The sequence below is a fragment of the uncultured Brachybacterium sp. genome, assembly GCF_947500705.1.
Classification (GTDB): Bacteria; Actinomycetota; Actinomycetes; order Actinomycetales; family Dermabacteraceae; genus Brachybacterium.
The window spans coordinates 229,434-245,709 of the sequence record NZ_CANMSY010000002.1 but is presented as its reverse complement, the minus strand read 5'-3'; the positions used below and the strand labels follow the sequence as shown (position 1 = coordinate 245,709).

At 69.4% G+C, this 16,276-nt stretch carries 13 protein-coding genes and 3 tRNA genes; 11 read left to right on the top strand and 5 right to left on the bottom strand.

Annotated features, from left to right (window positions below):
- Positions 1-9: 9 nt before the first annotated feature.
- The 3 genes from Q0937_RS04230 to Q0937_RS04220 form a co-directional block, all read right to left on the bottom strand.
- Positions 10-522 carry a methylated-DNA--[protein]-cysteine S-methyltransferase gene (locus tag Q0937_RS04230; protein WP_299300061.1) on the bottom strand — a complete coding sequence of 171 codons (513 nt, stop codon included), beginning with the start codon at positions 520-522 and terminating at the stop codon, positions 10-12.
- Positions 519-2,075, bottom strand: coding sequence for an Ada metal-binding domain-containing protein (locus Q0937_RS04225; protein WP_299300059.1), 1,557 nt, complete (start codon positions 2,073-2,075; stop codon positions 519-521). Before Q0937_RS04225 ends, Q0937_RS04230 begins: the two co-directional genes overlap by 4 nt.
- Positions 2,076-2,292: 217 nt before the next feature.
- Positions 2,293-2,366 (bottom strand) — tRNA-Gly (locus Q0937_RS04220).
- Between the two features lie 138 nt (positions 2,367-2,504).
- Between Q0937_RS04220 and Q0937_RS04215 the strand changes: the two genes are divergently transcribed.
- From Q0937_RS04215 to Q0937_RS04205, 3 genes are all read left to right on the top strand, one after another.
- Positions 2,505-2,578 (top strand) — tRNA-Pro (locus Q0937_RS04215).
- An 84-nt stretch (positions 2,579-2,662) separates the two neighbouring features.
- Positions 2,663-4,288, top strand: coding sequence for a trigger factor (gene tig, locus Q0937_RS04210; protein WP_299300057.1), 1,626 nt, complete (start codon positions 2,663-2,665; stop codon positions 4,286-4,288).
- 158 nt (positions 4,289-4,446) lie between these two features.
- Positions 4,447-5,004, top strand: coding sequence for a dihydrofolate reductase family protein (locus Q0937_RS04205; protein ID WP_299300055.1), 558 nt, complete (start codon positions 4,447-4,449; stop codon positions 5,002-5,004).
- Between the two features lie 84 nt (positions 5,005-5,088).
- Here Q0937_RS04205 and Q0937_RS04200 read toward each other — a convergent pair whose 3' ends face one another.
- A complete protein-coding gene (locus tag Q0937_RS04200) occupies positions 5,089-5,877 on the bottom strand; it encodes a C40 family peptidase (RefSeq protein WP_299300053.1) in 789 nt (262 codons plus the stop codon).
- Positions 5,878-6,130: 253 nt separating this feature from the next.
- Here Q0937_RS04200 and Q0937_RS04195 point away from each other — a divergent pair, with 253 nt between their 5' ends.
- The 7 genes from Q0937_RS04195 (at position 6,131) to nrfD (ending at position 14,968) form a co-directional block, all read left to right on the top strand.
- Complete coding sequence (locus Q0937_RS04195; RefSeq protein WP_299300951.1) at positions 6,131-6,706, top strand: ATP-dependent Clp protease proteolytic subunit; 576 nt, start codon at positions 6,131-6,133, stop codon at positions 6,704-6,706.
- Between the two features lie 98 nt (positions 6,707-6,804).
- Positions 6,805-7,452, top strand: coding sequence for an ATP-dependent Clp protease proteolytic subunit (locus Q0937_RS04190; RefSeq protein ID WP_299300949.1), 648 nt, complete (start codon positions 6,805-6,807; stop codon positions 7,450-7,452).
- Between the two features lie 291 nt (positions 7,453-7,743).
- Entirely contained in the window at positions 7,744-9,084 is a 1,341-nt protein-coding gene (clpX, locus tag Q0937_RS04185) for an ATP-dependent Clp protease ATP-binding subunit ClpX (protein ID WP_299300051.1), read from the top strand.
- A complete protein-coding gene (locus Q0937_RS04180; RefSeq protein ID WP_299300049.1) occupies positions 9,081-9,446 on the top strand; it encodes a chorismate mutase in 366 nt (121 codons plus the stop codon). Before clpX ends, Q0937_RS04180 begins: the two co-directional genes overlap by 4 nt.
- A 115-nt stretch (positions 9,447-9,561) precedes the next feature.
- On the top strand, positions 9,562-12,858 hold the full coding sequence (gene fdnG / locus Q0937_RS04175) for a formate dehydrogenase-N subunit alpha (RefSeq protein ID WP_299300047.1): 3,297 nt from the start codon (positions 9,562-9,564) through the stop codon (positions 12,856-12,858).
- Complete coding sequence (locus tag Q0937_RS04170; RefSeq protein ID WP_299300045.1) at positions 12,855-13,856, top strand: 4Fe-4S dicluster domain-containing protein; 1,002 nt, start codon at positions 12,855-12,857, stop codon at positions 13,854-13,856. Before fdnG ends, Q0937_RS04170 begins: the two co-directional genes overlap by 4 nt.
- A complete protein-coding gene (nrfD, locus tag Q0937_RS04165) occupies positions 13,853-14,968 on the top strand; it encodes an NrfD/PsrC family molybdoenzyme membrane anchor subunit (RefSeq protein ID WP_299300043.1) in 1,116 nt (371 codons plus the stop codon). The genes Q0937_RS04170 and nrfD overlap by 4 nt, the downstream gene beginning before the upstream one ends.
- Positions 14,969-15,077: 109 nt before the next feature.
- Here the strand turns inward: nrfD and selD are convergent, their stop codons facing one another.
- Complete coding sequence (selD, locus tag Q0937_RS04160; RefSeq protein ID WP_299300041.1) at positions 15,078-16,103, bottom strand: selenide, water dikinase SelD; 1,026 nt, start codon at positions 16,101-16,103, stop codon at positions 15,078-15,080.
- A gap of 75 nt (positions 16,104-16,178) precedes the next feature.
- On the opposite strand from selD, the gene Q0937_RS04155 reads away from it, so the two are divergent.
- Positions 16,179-16,273: transfer RNA gene (locus Q0937_RS04155), tRNA-Sec, on the top strand.
- Positions 16,274-16,276: the final 3 nt, after the last annotated feature.

Genomic DNA, 16,276 nt, shown 5'->3' with positions numbered 1-16,276 from the left:
CCCATGGTGTCACGCGAGCAGTGCGCCCTCGAGCAGGAGCAGTGCCTGCTTCGTCTCGATCCCGCCGGCATATCCCGTCAGTGCCCCGGTGCGGCCCACCACCCGATGGCAGGGCACCACGATCGACAGCGGATTGGAGCCGACGGCGGCGCCGACGGCCTGCGCTGCGCGGGGCCGGTCCAGGGCGCGGGCGATCTGTCCATAGGTGGTGGTGGTGCCGCGCGGGATCGAGGCCAGATGGTGCCAGACAGCGCGCTGGAAGGGGGTGCCCTCGGGAGCCAGCGGCAGCTCGAAGCCGTCCCGGTCCCCGGCGAGGTAGGCCAGCAGCTGGACCCCTGCCTCGTCGAGCACGGCATGAGGACCCTCGGCAGTGCCGCCGAGCCGGTTCGTCGCGGGGAAGTGCTTCTGGTCCTGGCGCCAGACGCCGACGAGTCCGGCGGCGTCTGCCGCCAGCAGGTAGGTGCCGAGTCGGGTCCCGAGGAGGCGATGGGCTCGGTCGGGATGATGGAGAGCGGTGGTCATGAGCGGTCCTTCCGAAGGGTTCGGAGGTCTGCGGGGAGATCCTCGCGGTGATGCCACAGGTGCATCACCGCATAGCTGCGCCAGGGGGAGGCGGCGTCGAGTGCCCGGTCCAGTCCGGGGAAGTCGTCGGCGAGCTCGAGCGCGCGGGCCACGGCCAGCAGCGCCACATCCCGCGGGGGCGCCATATCGATCGCGCGGGCTCCGCGCAGCAGGGCGTAGTCGGCGGTCCAGGGACCGATCCCGGGCACGGCCAACAGGTGCTCACGCAGCTCGGGCAGGGGGAGATGAGGGTTCGGCGGGTCAGCGAGCGCGGCCGCCAGGGTGCGGCGGCGGGCGCCGGGTCCCCGGAACCACTCCTCGGCGCGGGCGCCCGCCTCGGCCGGTGACACGGAGAGCCGGTGGACGTGCGCGGTGCGCAGCGGTGCGGGCAGCTCGGAACCGGCGAGATCGGTGGCGGACTCGATCAGTGCGCGAGCGCGGGCGGTGGTGATCTGCTGCCCGACGATCGCCCACAGCAGCGCCTCGGCGAGGCTCGGGGTGCCCGGGATCCGCACCCCGGGTCGCGCATCGAGGAGAGGGGCCAGCGCCGGCATCGCCGCCCGCAGGCCGGCGTCGATGCCGAGGGGGTCCGCATCCAGGTCCAGCATCCGACGGGCCAGGGCGACGGCGGCGGCGAAGTCGCGCAGGTCGGTGAGACGTGCGGTCAGCGGCAGCGGCCCGTCCGCCACCCCGAGGTCGACCTGCAGCACCGCGGGACCGTGGGGGAGGGCCACGGCCCGGGTCCAGAGGAGATCCTCGACGTGCTCGACTCCGCGGATCGCGCGGGCCGCGAACCAGCTCGCGAGTCCGGCTCCGTGGAAAGGCCGGCGCACGGCGAGGTCGGCGCGAACGACGGCGGCGCTGGCTCCGCCGGCAGCCTCGTCCACCCCGCCGGCGCCACCGGCGCTGTTCACCCCGCCGGCCCCGCGCCGAGGCGCGGCGAGCTCGCGGATCACCGACGGGGCCCGGCCGAAGATCCGACGGACCGTCTCATGCAGCTGGCGTTCGCTGCCGAAACCGGCCGCTGCCGCGATATCGCCCATCGGCCAGGAGGTCGAGCGCAGCAGCTCATGGGCTCGGCGGGCCCGGGCCATGCGGGCGTGCGCGACCGCCCCGGAGCCGGTGCGGGCCACCAGCGCACGATGCAGGGTGCGCTCGGTGACGTGCAGCCGGTCGGCGAGCTCGCCCACGGTCGTGCTCCCGTCCGGTCCGGCGTCCAGGGCGCCGGCGTGGATCAGGGAGAGCGCCCGATGCGCGAGCTCACCCGCAGGATCGCCAGAGTCCGGACCTGGAGGGGCGAGCGGCCCGCAGCGCTTGCACGCCCGGTAGCCCCGCTCCACCGCTGCGGCGGCGCTGGGGGTGAACTCCACGCGGTCCCTGCGGGGTGTGCGCGAGGGGCACGAGGGGCGGCAGAAGATCCCGGTGGAGCGCACACAGGTGAAGAACACGCCGTCGAATCGCGCGTCGCGCGTAGTGATCGCCGCGTAGCGCTGATCGTCGGTGAGGTTCTGCATGCCTCCAGTGAACCCCTCGACGGCCTGCGGCGCCAGCGGGATCCGGACAGTGCGGCGGAACCTGATCGGACTCCCGCTGCTCCCGCTGCTGCTGCGGACCCTGCGTGAAGGGATTCGGGGCGCGGCACCGGCCCAGAGAGCGTGCGGGGTCGGCGGGCGTACGGGGCTCGAGAACGACGACGACGCCGCGACCTCCGGGGAGGTCGCGGCGTCGACATGGAGCGGGCGACGGGAATCGAACCCGCGTAATCAGTTTGGAAGACTGAGGCTCTACCATTGAGCTACGCCCGCGCTGCGGCTCCATTGAACCAGATCAGCGGCGCGAGGGCACATCCGCAGTGGCGGAGGCGACATGCATCTGCTCACAGCCCCCTGTCCCGATCGGGGCACCAGGCAGCGGGAACGGGTAATATCTCCAAGGTTGCCCCCCGGGGTGTAGCTCAGCTTGGTAGAGCACCCGCTTTGGGAGCGGGAAGTCGCAGGTTCAAATCCTGTCACCCCGACTCCGCGCCGGGATGCCCGCGTGCGGGCCCAGGGGCGCGATCTGAAACGTCCACCTACTGTCCATCTACAGGGAGACCTGACCAGTGAAGACCGAGTCCGAGAAGCTCAGCCCCACCCGGGTGAAGCTCACCGTCGAGGTGCCCTTCGACGAGCTCAAGCCCGCCGTCGAGACCGCCACCAAGAAGATCGCCGATCAGGTGCAGATCCCCGGCTTCCGCAAGGGCAAGGTCCCCTCCAAGCTCGTCGAGCAGCGCTTCGGTCGCCCCGCGATCATGCAGGAAGCTGTCAACGACGCCCTGCCCGACTTCTACCAGCAGGCTGCTGCTGAGGCGGAGATCAAGCCCGTCGGTCGCCCCGAGGTGGAGATCACCGAGGTGCCCGGCCTGGACGGCTCCGAGGACGGCAACCTGCTCTTCACCGTCGAGCAGGACGTGCGTCCCGAGATCGAGCTGCCCGACTTCTCGACCTACGAGGTCGAGATCGAGGAGCCGACCGTCGACGAGGACGCCGTCGAGGTGCGCCTGAACGAGCTGCGCGAGCGCTTCGGCACCCTCGTGGGCGTGGACCGTCCCGCCGAGGACGGCGACTTCGTCTCCCTCGACATGGTCGCGACCATCGAGGACGAGGAGATCGAGTCCGTCGAGGGCGTGTCGTACCAGATCGGTGAGGGCAACATGCTCGAGGGCCTCGACGAGGCGCTCATCGGCCTCTCCGCCGAGGAGACCACCACCTTCACCTCCAAGCTGGCCGGTGGCGACCGCGCCGGCGAGGAGGCCCTGGTGAAGGTCACCGCGCAGTCCGTCAAGGTGCGCGAGCTGCCTGAGGCCGACGACGAGTTCGCCGAGATGGCGTCCGAGTTCGACACCATCGACGAGCTCAAGGAGGACCTGCGCACGCAGGCCGCCGCCGACGCCGAGGGCAACCGTGTGGGCCTGGCCCGCAACGCACTGCTCGAGAAGCTCCTCGAGGAGCTCGAGATCCCGGTCCCCGAGCAGCTGGTGGAGGACGAGATCCTCTCCCACCTGGAGAACGAGGGCAAGGAAGCCGGTGACCCGCACGGCGAGGAGATCCGCGAGGACACCGAGAAGGCAGTCCGCGCCCAGTTCCTGCTCGACGAGATCAACGGCACCCGCGAGGTGAACGTCGATCAGAGCGACCTCATGAACTACATGACCCAGCTGTCGGGGCAGTACGGCGTCGAGCCGAACCAGCTGCTGCAGATGCTCGCCCAGTCGGGTCAGCTCGAGCAGATCTTCTCCGAGGTCCAGCGCTCCAAGGCGCTCGAGGTCGTGCTCGCAGACGTCACCGTGAAGAACACCGCGGGCGACGTCCTAGACCTGGGCCTGAAGTCCGAGGGCGACGACGCCGAGGTGGCGGAGTCCGAGGAGGAGCCCGCCAAGAAGGCTCCCGCCAAGAAGGCTCCGGCGAAGAAGGCTCCGGCCAAGAAGGCTCCGGCGAAGAACGCCGCTGCCGCAGACGACGCCGACGCCGACGCTGACGAGGCGAAGCCGGCCGAGAAGGTCCCCGCCAAGAAGGCTCCGGCCAAGAAGGCTCCGGCCAAGAAGGCCGCTGCGGCGGCCGACGGCGACGCCGCTGAGGCGGAGCCGGCCGAGAAGGCCCCGGCCAAGAAGGCGCCTGCGAAGAAGGCTCCGGCCAAGAAGGCTGCTGCGAAGAAGGATGAGGCCGTCGAGGCGACCGACTCCGAGTGATCCACCGCCCCCCTCACGGGGCGTGAGACGACGCCGGGCCGTCACCCCTCGGGGGTGGCGGCCCGGCGTCGTCGGTGGAAGACTCGACGACCCGGGCCGCACCGGCCCATGGTCGCCGTCCCCGGAGGCTCCTGATGAGATCGTCGACCGCGCCCCGCATGAGCAGGGTCACCTGGGGCTTCACCGCGTCCTTGGACGGGTTCATCGCCGGACCCGGGCATGACATGGCGTGGCTCGAGGCCTGCCCGAGGATGGACGAGTCGGTGGTCGCACGGCTCGCGGCGGACGTCGGTGTCATCCTCTCCGGCCGCCGTGGCTATGACGCGGCACGTGAACAGGCTGATCAGCGCGATGAGCTCACCGCCGAGGCCTATGGCGGGGCATGGAAGGGCATCGAGATCATCCTGACTCACCGCCCCGAGGAGCTCGCCGACGATCCAGCGGTCACTGCATGGGACGTGGACATCGTGGAGGCGGTGCACCGGGCGAAGCAGCTCGCAGCGGGCAGGGACGTGCAGATCATCAGTGCGGACATCGCCCGTCAGGCACTGGAGCACGGCCTGGTCGACGAGCTGCAGGTGTTCTCGGCCCCGGTCATGCTCGGTGACGGCACCCGCGCCTTCGAGGTGCCCGGTGGGCGCCTGGTGAAGTGGGAGCTGGTCGGACCGATCCCCGGCGCGGAGGAGGCGTTCGGCAGGATCTACCGGCCGCGCTGAGTCGAGCAGAGATGACCGAGCGGGCATGCGAGCGGCCCGGCTCCCCAGAGGGAACCGGGCCGCTCGAGCGTCCGTGGATGCGGATCAGCGGTAGGTCACGAAGCCGATCGGGTTGCCCCAGATGGAACGCTCGACGACGCGCTGCTTGGAGCCGGAGGCGTCGATAATCTGGCCGTTGCCGGCGTAGATCGCGACATGACCGGACCAGGCGACGATGTCACCGGGCTGGGCCTGCGACTGCGAGATCCAGCGACCGCCGTTGGCGATCTGGCTCGAGGTGCGCGGGAGGTCGATGCCAGCGGCCTGGTAGGCGTAGTTCACCAGGCCGGAGCAGTCCATGCCGCCGAGCGAGGCGCCGCCCCAGCTGTAGGGGGTGCCGAGGGCCGAACGGGCGGCGTTGACGATCGAGCTGGAGCTGGAGGAGGAGCTCGAGGACGAGGCGGCCGGAGCCGAGGCGCCACCGGTTGAGACGCCGCCGCCGTTGAGCGCGCTGCGGGTCTGCTGGCCGACGACGCCATCGACCTGGAGGCCCTGCGAGGACTGGTAGTCCTTCACTGCGGAGTGCGTGCGCTTGCCGAACACGCCGTCGACGGCCAGGTTCGCACCATGGTCGTTGAGCGCGGACTGCAGGTCCTGCACGGCGCCGCTGCGCGAGCCCCAGCGGAGCTTCTGCGTGCTGTTCAGGACAGCGGTGGGAGCGGCGACCGTGGGGGCCGCGGGGGCGGCGTTGACCGCGGGAGCAGCAGGAGCGCTGGCGACCGGGGCGGCGGGGGCCGCCGGGGCGGCCTGGGCGGCGCCGCCGACGAAGGCGCTGCCGAGGACGACGGTGCCGAGGACTGCGGCTCCGCCGAGGCCACGGGCCGATCTCGCCACGACTTGACGAACTCGCGAGGGGTGGGACACAGCGGAGCACGCTCCGCCAAGCCGGGCGCGGCGATCTCGCTGCCGACAAGGTCTGCCGTCCGGTCCCGCAGTGCGCCTGCGGCGAACAGGGCCCGCGATGGCGGTGCTCAGCGCCTAGAGTCGTGTCATCGACGATTTCCGCTATCAAGGAGACACCGTGACCCGCGTGACCTCGCAGAGCACTCAGACCTCCCCGCCCCGCAATGCGGCCGGCGACACCCCCATGGGACTGGACGACAACGTCTACCAGCGCCTTCTGCGCGAGCGCATCGTCTGGCTCGGCTCCGAGGTGCGTGACGAGAACGCCAACGCGATCTGCGCCAAGATGCTCCTCCTCGCCGCCGAGGACCCGGACAAGGACATCTACCTCTACATCAACAGCCCCGGCGGCTCGATCACCGCGGGCATGGCCATCTACGACACCATGCAGTACATCCAGCCCGATGTGGTGACGGTGGGCATGGGCATGGCCGCCTCGATGGGGCAGTTCCTGCTCTCCTCGGGCGCCAAGGGCAAGCGTTTCGCGACCCCGCACACCCGGGTGCTCATGCACCAGCCGCTGGGCGGGCTCGGCGGCACCGCGACCGCCATCAAGATCCAGGCTGATCTCATCCTGTCCATGAAGCGTGAGCTGGCAGGGCTGATCGCCGAGCAGACCGGCAAGAGCCTCGAGCAGATCACCGAGGACTCCGAGCACGACCACTGGTTCACCGCGCACGAGGCACTGGACTACGGCTTCATCGACAAGATCGTCACGGGTTCGCGTGACGTCACCGGTGGCGGCGGCACCGCCGACTGACCGCTCCCCGGCACCCACCGACACCCTTGACACAAGGAGACCCCGTGACCTTCGATCCCCGCACCATCGGCGCATTGCCGATCGCCCAGGCCGGCCGGATGGCCCCCGCGGCCCCGCTCCCGACCTCCCGCTACGTGCTTCCGCAGTACGAGGAGCGCACCGCCTACGGCATGAAGCGCCAGGATCCGTACACCAAGCTCTTCGAGGACCGCATCATCTTCTTGGGTGTCCAGGTCGACGATGCCTCCGCGGATGACGTGATGGCTCAGCTGCTGGTCCTGGAGTCCCAGGACCCGGATCGCGACATCACGCTGTACATCAACAGCCCCGGCGGCGCGTTCACCGCGCTCACCGCGATCTACGACACGATGCAGTACATCAAGCCCGAGGTCACCACGGTGTGCCTGGGCCAGGCGGCCTCTGCCGCCGCGGTGCTGCTGGCTGCGGGCGCTCCGGGGAAGCGCCTGGCGCTCCCGAACGCGCGCATCATGATCCACCAGCCCGCGATGGGTGGAGAGGGCGGCGGCGGTCAGGCGTCCGACCTCGAGATCCAGGCGAACGAGATCATGCGCATGCGTGAATGGCTCGAGGAGACCCTGGCCTTCCACTCCGGCCGCACCAAGGAGCAGATCAGCGTCGACATCGAGCGCGACAAGATCCTCACTGCCGCGGGAGCCCTCGACTACGGCCTGGTCGACCAGGTGCTGGAGTCCCGCAAGGTGCCTCGCGCACAGCTCCCGAAGTGATCTCCAGCCGGTTCCGGCGCCTCGGCTGAGACCAGGTCCCGGGAACCGGCGGCACGATCATCAGCCCCTGTCTGCTCGCGAGCATCGGCAGGGGCTGATGTCTTCCCCGCGGAGCGGTCGCCGTGCTCCGGCGGGACTGCTGATGTTGCTCGGCGCGCGGCATCCCGGGGCGCGTCGCCTACCGCACCCAGGGGTGCGTGCGCGGTACCGTGGTGAGGGTCCGCGGGGCCCGAGCCGTGACCCGAGGATTCTGCAAGAGCACTGCTGACGGCCCGATGAAAGGACACGGACATGGCGCGTACGAGCGATGGGTCCGACGTGTTCAAATGCTCCTTCTGCGGAAAGTCGCAGAAGCAGGTCGAACGCCTGATCTCCGGCCCCGGGGTGTACATCTGCGAAGAGTGCATCGAGCTGTGCAACGAGATCATCGCTGAGGAGATCCAGGCTGCCCAGCCGGTCGCTCAGGACGAGGCCCCCCTCCCTGCTCCCCGAGAGATCTTCGACTTCCTCGAGGAGTACGTCGTCGGCCAGGAGCCCGCCAAGCGGGTGCTCGCGGTCGCCGTCTACAACCACTACAAGCGCGTGCGCGCGCAGGACTCCGCAGAATCGGCCTCGCCCGCGAAGAGCGCTGCGGTGAGTCTCGCGGAGGACGCAGACGCCGACCGGGACGACATCGAGGTCGCGAAGTCCAACGTGATGCTGGTGGGGCCCACCGGCTGTGGCAAGACGTATCTCGCGCAGACCCTCGCCCGCATGCTCGACGTCCCCTTCGCGATGGCGGACGCGACCGCGCTCACGGAGGCAGGTTATGTCGGGGAGGACGTCGAGAACATCCTGCTCAAGCTCCTGCAGTCCGCCGATTACGACGTCAAGAAGGCCGAACGGGGCATCATCTACATCGACGAGGTCGACAAGATCGGCCGCAAGTCGGAGAACCCGTCGATCACTCGCGACGTGTCCGGGGAGGGGGTGCAGCAGGCTCTGCTGAAGATCCTCGAGGGCACCGTCGCCGCCGTGCCGCCGCAGGGCGGGCGCAAGCACCCGCACCAGGAATTCATCCAGATCGACACCACCAACGTGCTGTTCATCGTGGCGGGTGCCTTCTCCGGCATCGAGGACATCATCGGCTCGCGCCTCGGCAAGCGGGGAATCGGCTTCGGTGCTGAGCTGCACACCCCCCTCGAGCAGGAGCAGATCTACGCCAAGCTGCTGCCGGAGGACCTGCTGAAGTTCGGTCTGATCCCCGAGTTCATCGGCCGTCTGCCGGTGATCACGAGCGTCTCGAACCTTGATCGCGATTCCCTCATCACCATCTTGACGGGGCCGCGCAACGCACTGGTCAAGCAGTTCCAGAAGATGTTCGCCCTGGACGGAGTGGAGCTCGACTTCGAGCGCAGCGCCCTGGAGGCCATCGCCGACAGGGCGATCCAGCGGGAGACCGGCGCACGCGGACTCCGCGCGATCCTCGAGGAGTCCCTGCAACCGGTGATGTTCGAGGTCCCGTCGCGCGATGACGTGGTGAAGGTCGTGATCACCGAAGGTGTCATCACCGAAGGTCGCGCCCCGCTGATGCTCACCGGCAAGGACGCAGACCGGGAGAGCCCCCGGGCTCGTCGGGAGCGCACGGCATGACCGGTGCGAAGACGATTCCCACCGACGACGACCACGCCGAGAGCCGTGCCCGCGAGCTGCTCCTCGAGGAACGGCGGAGCATCGACAACATCGATGCGGCGCTCGTCCATCTGCTCGCCGAGCGCTTCGCCCATACGCAGCGCGTGGGGGTGCTCAAGGCGGAGTACGGGCTGCCGCCCGCCGATCCCTCCCGCGAGCGGAAACAGGTGGAGAGGCTGCGCGCACTGGCTGACGAGGCGGGGCTCGATCCCACCTTCGCCGAGGCCTTTCTGCGCTTCATCGTCACCGAGGTGATCCGTCACCACGAGCGGATCCGGGACGCGACCTCGACCGCGGCCCCTGCAGAGAAGCCAGAGCGGTGAGCCCCACCCCATCGTGAGCTCCGGTGCATCTTCCCAGGTGAAAAGGTGAGGACTCGGCATTTGTCCCGTCGGAGGACTGCTCCTGCGGAACGAACTAAGTGGGTAGGATGTCGGCATGGCTCGCACAACGTTCCTCGACTGGCCGGTGATCCGGCAGCTTCGCGGGGCTGATCCGACAGGTCGCGGCACGGCGGTCACCTCGGCGAAGACCCGCAGCACCACCCCTCGCACCGCTGACGCCGACGGGGTGACGGACAGCATCTGCCCGTATTGCGCTGTCGGCTGCGGCCAGCGCGTCTTCCACAAGGATGGCAAGGTCATCCAGATCGAGGGCAATCCGGACTCTCCGGTCTCCCGCGGCCGCCTGTGCCCCAAGGGCGCGGCCAGCGAGCAGCTCGCGAACTCGTATCTCCGCCAGACGAAGGTCCGCTACCGCCGGCCGTACGCGACCGAGTGGGAGGATCTCGAGCTCGAGACGGCGATGGACATGATCGCCGATCGCTTCATCGCCTCCCGCCGCAAGCACTGGGAGGATGAGGACGAGCACGGTCGTCCTCTGAAGCGCACGATGGGCATCGCCAGTCTCGGCGGCGCGACCATCGACAACGAAGAGAACTATCTGATCAAGAAGTTCTTCACCGCGGCGGGCGCCATCCAGATGGAGAACCAGGCCCGTATATGACACTCCGCCACGGTTCCCAGTCTGGGAGCCTCGTTCGGGCGTGGCGGTGCCACGCAGTCAGTCCAGGACTTCGCCAATGCGGACCTCATCGTCATCGAGGGCTCGAACATGGCCGAGGCCCATCCGGTCGCGTTCCAGTGGGTGATCGAGGCGAAGAAGCGCGGTGCGCGGGTGATCCATGTGGATCCTCGCTTCACCCGCACCTCCGCGAACGCTGATCGACACATCCCGATCCGCTCCGGAACCGACATCGTGCTGCTCGGCGGCGTGATCCGGCACGTGCTCGAGAACGAGCTGTACTTCAAGGAGTACGTCCAGGCCTACACCAACGCCTCGACGCTCATCTCCGAGGAATACGGCGACCCCGAGGATCTCGACGGACTGTTCTCCGGCTATGACCCGGAGACCTCCACCTATGACAACAGCACATGGGCGTACGCCGGCGATGAGGAGAGCCTCGCCCGGGGCCTGCCCGAGCGCGACGAGACCCTGCAGCATCCGCGCAGCGTGCTCCAGATCCTGAAGCGTCATTACGCCCGTTACACCCCGCAGATGGTCCAGGACACCTGCGGCATCGACCCGGAGGACTTCGAGTACCTGGCGACGTCGATCGCCGAGGCCTCGGGACGTGAGAAGACGACGATGTTCGCCTATGCGCTGGGTTGGACCCAGCACCAGGGCGGTGCGCAGATGATCCGCACCTCCGGCATCCTGCAGCTGCTCATGGGTAACATGGGACGCCCGGGCGGCGGGATCATGGCGCTGCGCGGTCACGCCACGATCCAGGGCTCCACGGACATCCCGACGCTCTATCACATCCTCCCCGGCTACCTGCCGATGCCGAAGGTGGGCCAGGACGACTTCGCCGAGTTCACCCGCGCGATCGGCAAGAAGGAGCAGAAGGGATTCTGGGCGAACGCCGACATCTACACCATCAACCTGCTCAAGGCATGGTGGGGCGAGAACGCGACCGCCGAGAACGACTGGGGCTACCACCACCTGCCCAAGCTGACCGGCGCGCACGGCACCTACCAGACCACGATGCGGATGCTCGAGGACGGTGTCGACGGCTATTTCCTGTTCGGTCAGAACCCCGCCGTCGGCTCCGCGAACGGGCGGCTCCAGCGCCTGGGCATGTCGCACCTGCAGTGGATGGTGGTGCGGGACTTCTACATGATCGAATCCGCCACCTGGTGGCGTGACGGCCCGGAGATCGAGTCGGGGGAGCTCACCCCGGAGCAGATCGCCACCGAGATGTTCTTCCTCCCGGCGGCGAACCACACCGAGAAGGCCGGCTCCTTCACGCAGACTCAGCGGATGGTGCAGTGGCGCGACCAGGCCGTCGAGCCGCCAGGGGACGCGAAGAGCGACCTCGAGTTCATGTACGACCTCGGGGTGCGGATCCGCGAGAAGCTCAAGGACTCCACCGATCCGCGAGACCGCGCGATTCTGGACCTGACCTGGGATTACCCGGTCAACGAGCACGGTGAGCCCGACGCTGAGTCGGTGCTGGCCGAGATCAACGGCCGCCACCTCGAAGGTGAGAAGGCCGGGCAGCCGCTCAAGGCCTTCGGTGAGATGAAGGACGACGGCTCCACGATCGGCGGGTGCTGGATCTACGCCGGCGTCTACGCCGACGGCATCAACCAGGCCCGCCGCCGCACGCCCGGGCAGGACCAGGACGAGACCGCCGCCGACTGGGGCTGGGCCTGGCCGGCGAACCGCCGGATCCTCTACAACCGTGCCTCGGCCGACCCCCAGGGACGGCCCTGGAGCGAGAAGAAGAAGCTCGTGTGGTGGGATGAGGAGGCTGGCCGGTGGACCGGCAACGATGTCCCCGACTTCCCTTTGACCAAGCGTCCGGACGATCCCGGCGATCCCCGCCAGGGCGGCGCCGCGGCGCTCTCCGGCACCGATGCATTCATCATGCAGGGCGACGGGCGCGGCTGGCTGTTCGCCCCCACAGGGATGGTCGACGGCCCGATGCCGACGCACTACGAGTCCCCGGAGTCGAACATCCGCAACCCGCTGTACCTGCAGCAGTCCAATCCCACCCGGGTCACTTTCCGGGACGAGGACAATCTCAGCTCTCCCGGGGCGATGGGCCCGGGCGGCGAGGTGTACCCCTATGTGTTCACCACCTACCGGATCACCGAGCACCACACCGCCGGTGGCATGAGCCGCTTCCTGCCCTATCTCTCGGAGCTGCAGCCGGAGATGTACTGCGAGGTCTCCCCGGAGCTCGCCGCGGAGGTCGGGCTGGAGCCCTACGGCTGGGCGACCATCATCTCGGCGCGCAGCGCGATCGAGGCGAAGGTGCTGATCACCGAACGGATGACGCCCCTGCAGGTGGGGGACCGGACGGTCCACCAGATCGGGCTCCCGTTCCACTGGGGCCAGGGCACCGAGGCGATCATCTCCGGCGACGGTGCGAATGACCTCATCGGGATGAACCTCGACGCCAACACCCAGATCCAGAACAGCAAGAACAACTCGTGCACCCTGATCCCGGGGCGCCGCCCGCGGGGCCCGGAGCGTGGTGAACTGGTCGAGGCCTATCGCCGACGGGCCGGATTGATCCCGTCGGAGCATCCGGAGGTCGACGGGGCCGAGGGCGCCCCGGGGGCCGGACCGGCCGATACCTCCGTCCCTCACGCGGTGCGCGGACCGGAGGAGGCCAGTGCGGTCCCCAGCGGAGAACGCTCGATGAAGGAGATGAAGAACCGATGAGCCTGCTCGCCGGACCAGAGGGACCTGCCGCCAGCACGGGCTGGGGTCATGACCACGAGCGCAAGGGCTTCTTCACCGACACCTCGATCTGCATCGGCTGCAAGGCCTGCGAGGTGGCGTGCAAGGAGTGGAATCGCAACCCGATCGACGGCAACCTGGAGATCCTCGGCTCGAGCTACGACAACACCGGTGAGCTCGGCGCCAACACCTGGCGTCATGTCGCCTTCATCGAGCAGGGCCAGGAGCGGATCGAGGAGGCGAAGGAGTCGGGCCGCAAGCTCGTCAGCCTCGGCATGCCCGGGATCGGTCCGAAGTCCTCGGGTCGCCGCGGCGCGACCCCGGCCGGGGACCTGTCGAGCACTGACCGCACCCCGCCGGACACCCCCGAGTTCCGCTGGCTGATGTCCTCCGACGTGTGCAAGCACTGCACCAACGCCGGCTGCCTGGACGTCTGCCCGACCGGCGCGATCTTCCGCTCCGAATTCGGGTCGGTGGTCGTCCAGGAGGACGTCTGCAACGGCTGCGGCACCTGTGTGAGCGCCTGCCCCTTCGGCGTCATCGAACGCCGCGACGACGGCACCATCTCCCCCTTCGCGCACCGCGGGGACACGGTGGACCGCATGGGCACCGCCAGCAAGTGCACCCTGTGCTACGACAAGATGGTCGACGGGGAGCAGCCCGCCTGCTCCGCGACCTGCCCCACCCAGTCGATCAAGTTCGGCGACCATCCTGACCTGACCGCGGAGGCACGGCAGCGTGTCACCGACCTCCATGAGCGGGGCATGACCGAGGCCCGGCTGTACGGCGCGAACCCCAAGGACGGCGTGGGCGGCACCGGCTCGGTGTTCCTGCTGCTGGACGAGCCGGAGGTCTACGGGCTGCCGCCGGACCCGCAGGTCCCCACGAAGTCCCTGCCTGCCACCTATGCCCGGGTCGGTGTCGCCGCCGCGGGGATGATCGCCGTGGCCGCGCTCTCCTTCCTGGGAGGACGTCGATGAGCATCACCGAGTTCGACGCCGACCGTCCACCCGAGCTGCCGCGCACGCGCCGCCGGGGCAGGAGACGGCGCCGCCGTGACCTCACCGAGGTGGGGATGGGGGACGGGTCCCGCGAGGGCGCCGTCGTCGAGGACGTCGAGTTCGAGCGCGCAGGTGAGTTCGATTCGTACTACGGCCGTCCGGTCGTCAAAGCTCCGCCGTGGAAGGAGCCGATCGCGATCTACCTGTTCCTCGGCGGGGTCGCCGGTGGCTCCGGGCTGCTCGCCGTGGGCGCGCAGTGCACCGGTCGCCCGCTGCTGCGCCGCAATTCACGCCTCCTCGCCCTCGGCGCGGTCGGGGCGGGAACCGTCGCTCTGATCGAGGACCTCGGCCGTCCCGAGCGATTCCTCAACATGATGCGCACCGTCAAGGTGACTTCCCCGATGAGCGTGGGGACCTGGATCCTCAGCGGGTTCGCGACCTTCTCCGGGGTGCTCGGTGCGATCGAGGTGGACCGGATGACGGGGGAGAGGCTCCCGCTGGGAGCGCTGCGCCGCCTGCTCGGCGGGCTCGAGCTCCCCTCCTCGGTGGGACAAGCGGTGCTTGCGCCGCTGCTGGCGTCCTACACCGGCGCGCTCCTGGGCAACACCGTCGTGCCGACCTGGGAGGCGGGGCGCGGGCACCTGTCCTACCTCTTCACCTCCTCCGCCAGCCTCGCCGCCGGTGGCGCTGCGATGCTCACCAGCCCGGTCGCGGAGGCCGGACCAGCCCGGCTGCTCGCGACCGCCGGGGTGGTGGGAGACGTCGTCTCCATGCACCTCATGAAGGAGTCGATGCATCCGTTGGAGGCCGAGCCGCTCCAGACCGGGCAGGCCGGGATGCTGCTGAAGTGGTCTGAGCGCCTCGCGATCGCCGGTGGCATCGGCACCCTGCTCGGCGGCCGCAATCGGTATATCGCCGCGGCGAGCGGGGCCGCGCTGCTGGCCGCCTCCGCGCTGACCCGCTTCGGGGTGCTGTACGCGGGCCTGGAGTCCGTGAAGGACCCGCGCCGCGTCATCGAGCCGCAGCAGGCACGGCTCGCTGCACGCCGCGCCGCGGGCATCACCGACGACTCGATCACCACCGCCGGCTGAACACCGCTGGCTGAACACCGCTGGATGAACACCGGCGGGGGAGTGCACCGGCGAGGGAGTGCTCAGCGCATGTCGATGGCCGTGCCGTCGGCCCGGCCCGAGAGCAGGCTCAGCGCACGTCGATGCCAGAGCCCGCCACGGTCTCGCCGATGATCGGAGAGCCGGGGACCTCGCCGATCACCAACAGCCCGCCCGAGGTCTGCGCATCCGCGAGCAGCAGCAGATCCTCCTCGGTGATGCCGGAGCCGGCGCGCAGACCTCCGCTGGCCTGAACCCACTCCAGATTCCGTCGCGTGCCGCCGGAGACGTAGCCGTCGCGCAGCGCCTCGGCGGCCCCGTCGATCAGCGGCACGGCGGCGCGGTCGATGACCATGCCCACGCCGGAGGCGCGGCCCATCTTGAACAGGTGGCCCAGCAGCCCGAAGCCGGTCACGTCGGTGGCGGCTCTCGCTCCGGCTGCGAGCGCCGCCTTCGAGGCATCGCGGTTCAGAGCGACCATGCTCTCGATCGCCGCAGCGGAGGCCTCCCCGGTCACCTTCATCCGGTTGTTCAGCAGCCCCACGCCGAGGGGTTTGGTCAGCGTGATCGGCAGCCCGGCCTCGGCGGCGTCATTGCGCAGCAGACGGTCCGGATGCGCGGTGCCGGTGACCGCCATGCCGTACTTGGGTTCCGGATCATCGACCGAATGCCCGCCGATCACCGGCACCCCGGCCTCCTGCGCGATGGCCAGCCCGCCTGCGAGGACCTGCTGGAGCAGCTCGTAGGGGAGCACCCCGCGGGGCCATCCCACCAGGTTGATCGCCACCACCGGGTCCCCGCCCATCGCATAGATGTCCGAGAGCGCGTTCGCGGCGGCGATGCGGCCCCAGTCGAAGGCGTCATCGACCACCGGGGTGAAGAAGTCCGCGGTCGAGAGCACCGCGGTGATCCCGTCGGCTCCGCCGATCCGCACCGCTGCAGCGTCGTCCCCGTCCTCCAGCCCCACGATCACCTGCTCGTACTGCTGACCGGAGAGGGCGGAGACGACCTCCTCGAGCTCACCCGGCGGGATCTTCGAGGCGCAGCCGCCACCGTGCGCCATGGTGGTCAGTCGGATCGTGGGCTGGGACACGGGACGGATCGGGCTCTCGCTCATGCGTGGAGCCTAAGGCTTCGCAGTGGTCCGTGCTGGGCGAGTCTCCCCTGGTCCGGCGGTGATAGTTTGGACCGTGGAGGCGTACGTGTCCTGGTGGGCGCCCCGGTCTTCAAAACCGGTGAGACCGAGCATCTCGGTCTGGCGGGTTCGATTCCCGTCCGCCTCCGCCACTC

Bases quoted from the DNA above. Each gene is read 5' to 3' on its own strand.
- Q0937_RS04195 (WP_299300951.1), top strand. From the start codon at position 6,131: ATGGGACTGGACGACAACGTCTACCAGCGCCTTCTGCGCGAGCGCATC.
- Q0937_RS04180 (WP_299300049.1), top strand. From the start codon at position 9,081: ATGACCGGTGCGAAGACGATTCCCACCGACGACGACCACGCCGAGAGC.
- clpX (WP_299300051.1), top strand. From the start codon at position 7,744: ATGGCGCGTACGAGCGATGGGTCCGACGTGTTCAAATGCTCCTTCTGC.
- Q0937_RS04190 (WP_299300949.1), top strand. From the start codon at position 6,805: ATGGCCCCCGCGGCCCCGCTCCCGACCTCCCGCTACGTGCTTCCGCAG.
- Q0937_RS04230 (WP_299300061.1), bottom strand. From the start codon at position 522: ATGACCACCGCTCTCCATCATCCCGACCGAGCCCATCGCCTCCTCGGG.
- Q0937_RS04225 (WP_299300059.1), bottom strand. From the start codon at position 2,075: ATGCAGAACCTCACCGACGATCAGCGCTACGCGGCGATCACTACGCGC.
- Q0937_RS04205 (WP_299300055.1), top strand. From the start codon at position 4,447: ATGAGCAGGGTCACCTGGGGCTTCACCGCGTCCTTGGACGGGTTCATC.
- nrfD (WP_299300043.1), top strand. From the start codon at position 13,853: ATGAGCATCACCGAGTTCGACGCCGACCGTCCACCCGAGCTGCCGCGC.
- selD (WP_299300041.1), bottom strand. From the start codon at position 16,103: ATGAGCGAGAGCCCGATCCGTCCCGTGTCCCAGCCCACGATCCGACTG.
- Q0937_RS04170 (WP_299300045.1), top strand. From the start codon at position 12,855: ATGAGCCTGCTCGCCGGACCAGAGGGACCTGCCGCCAGCACGGGCTGG.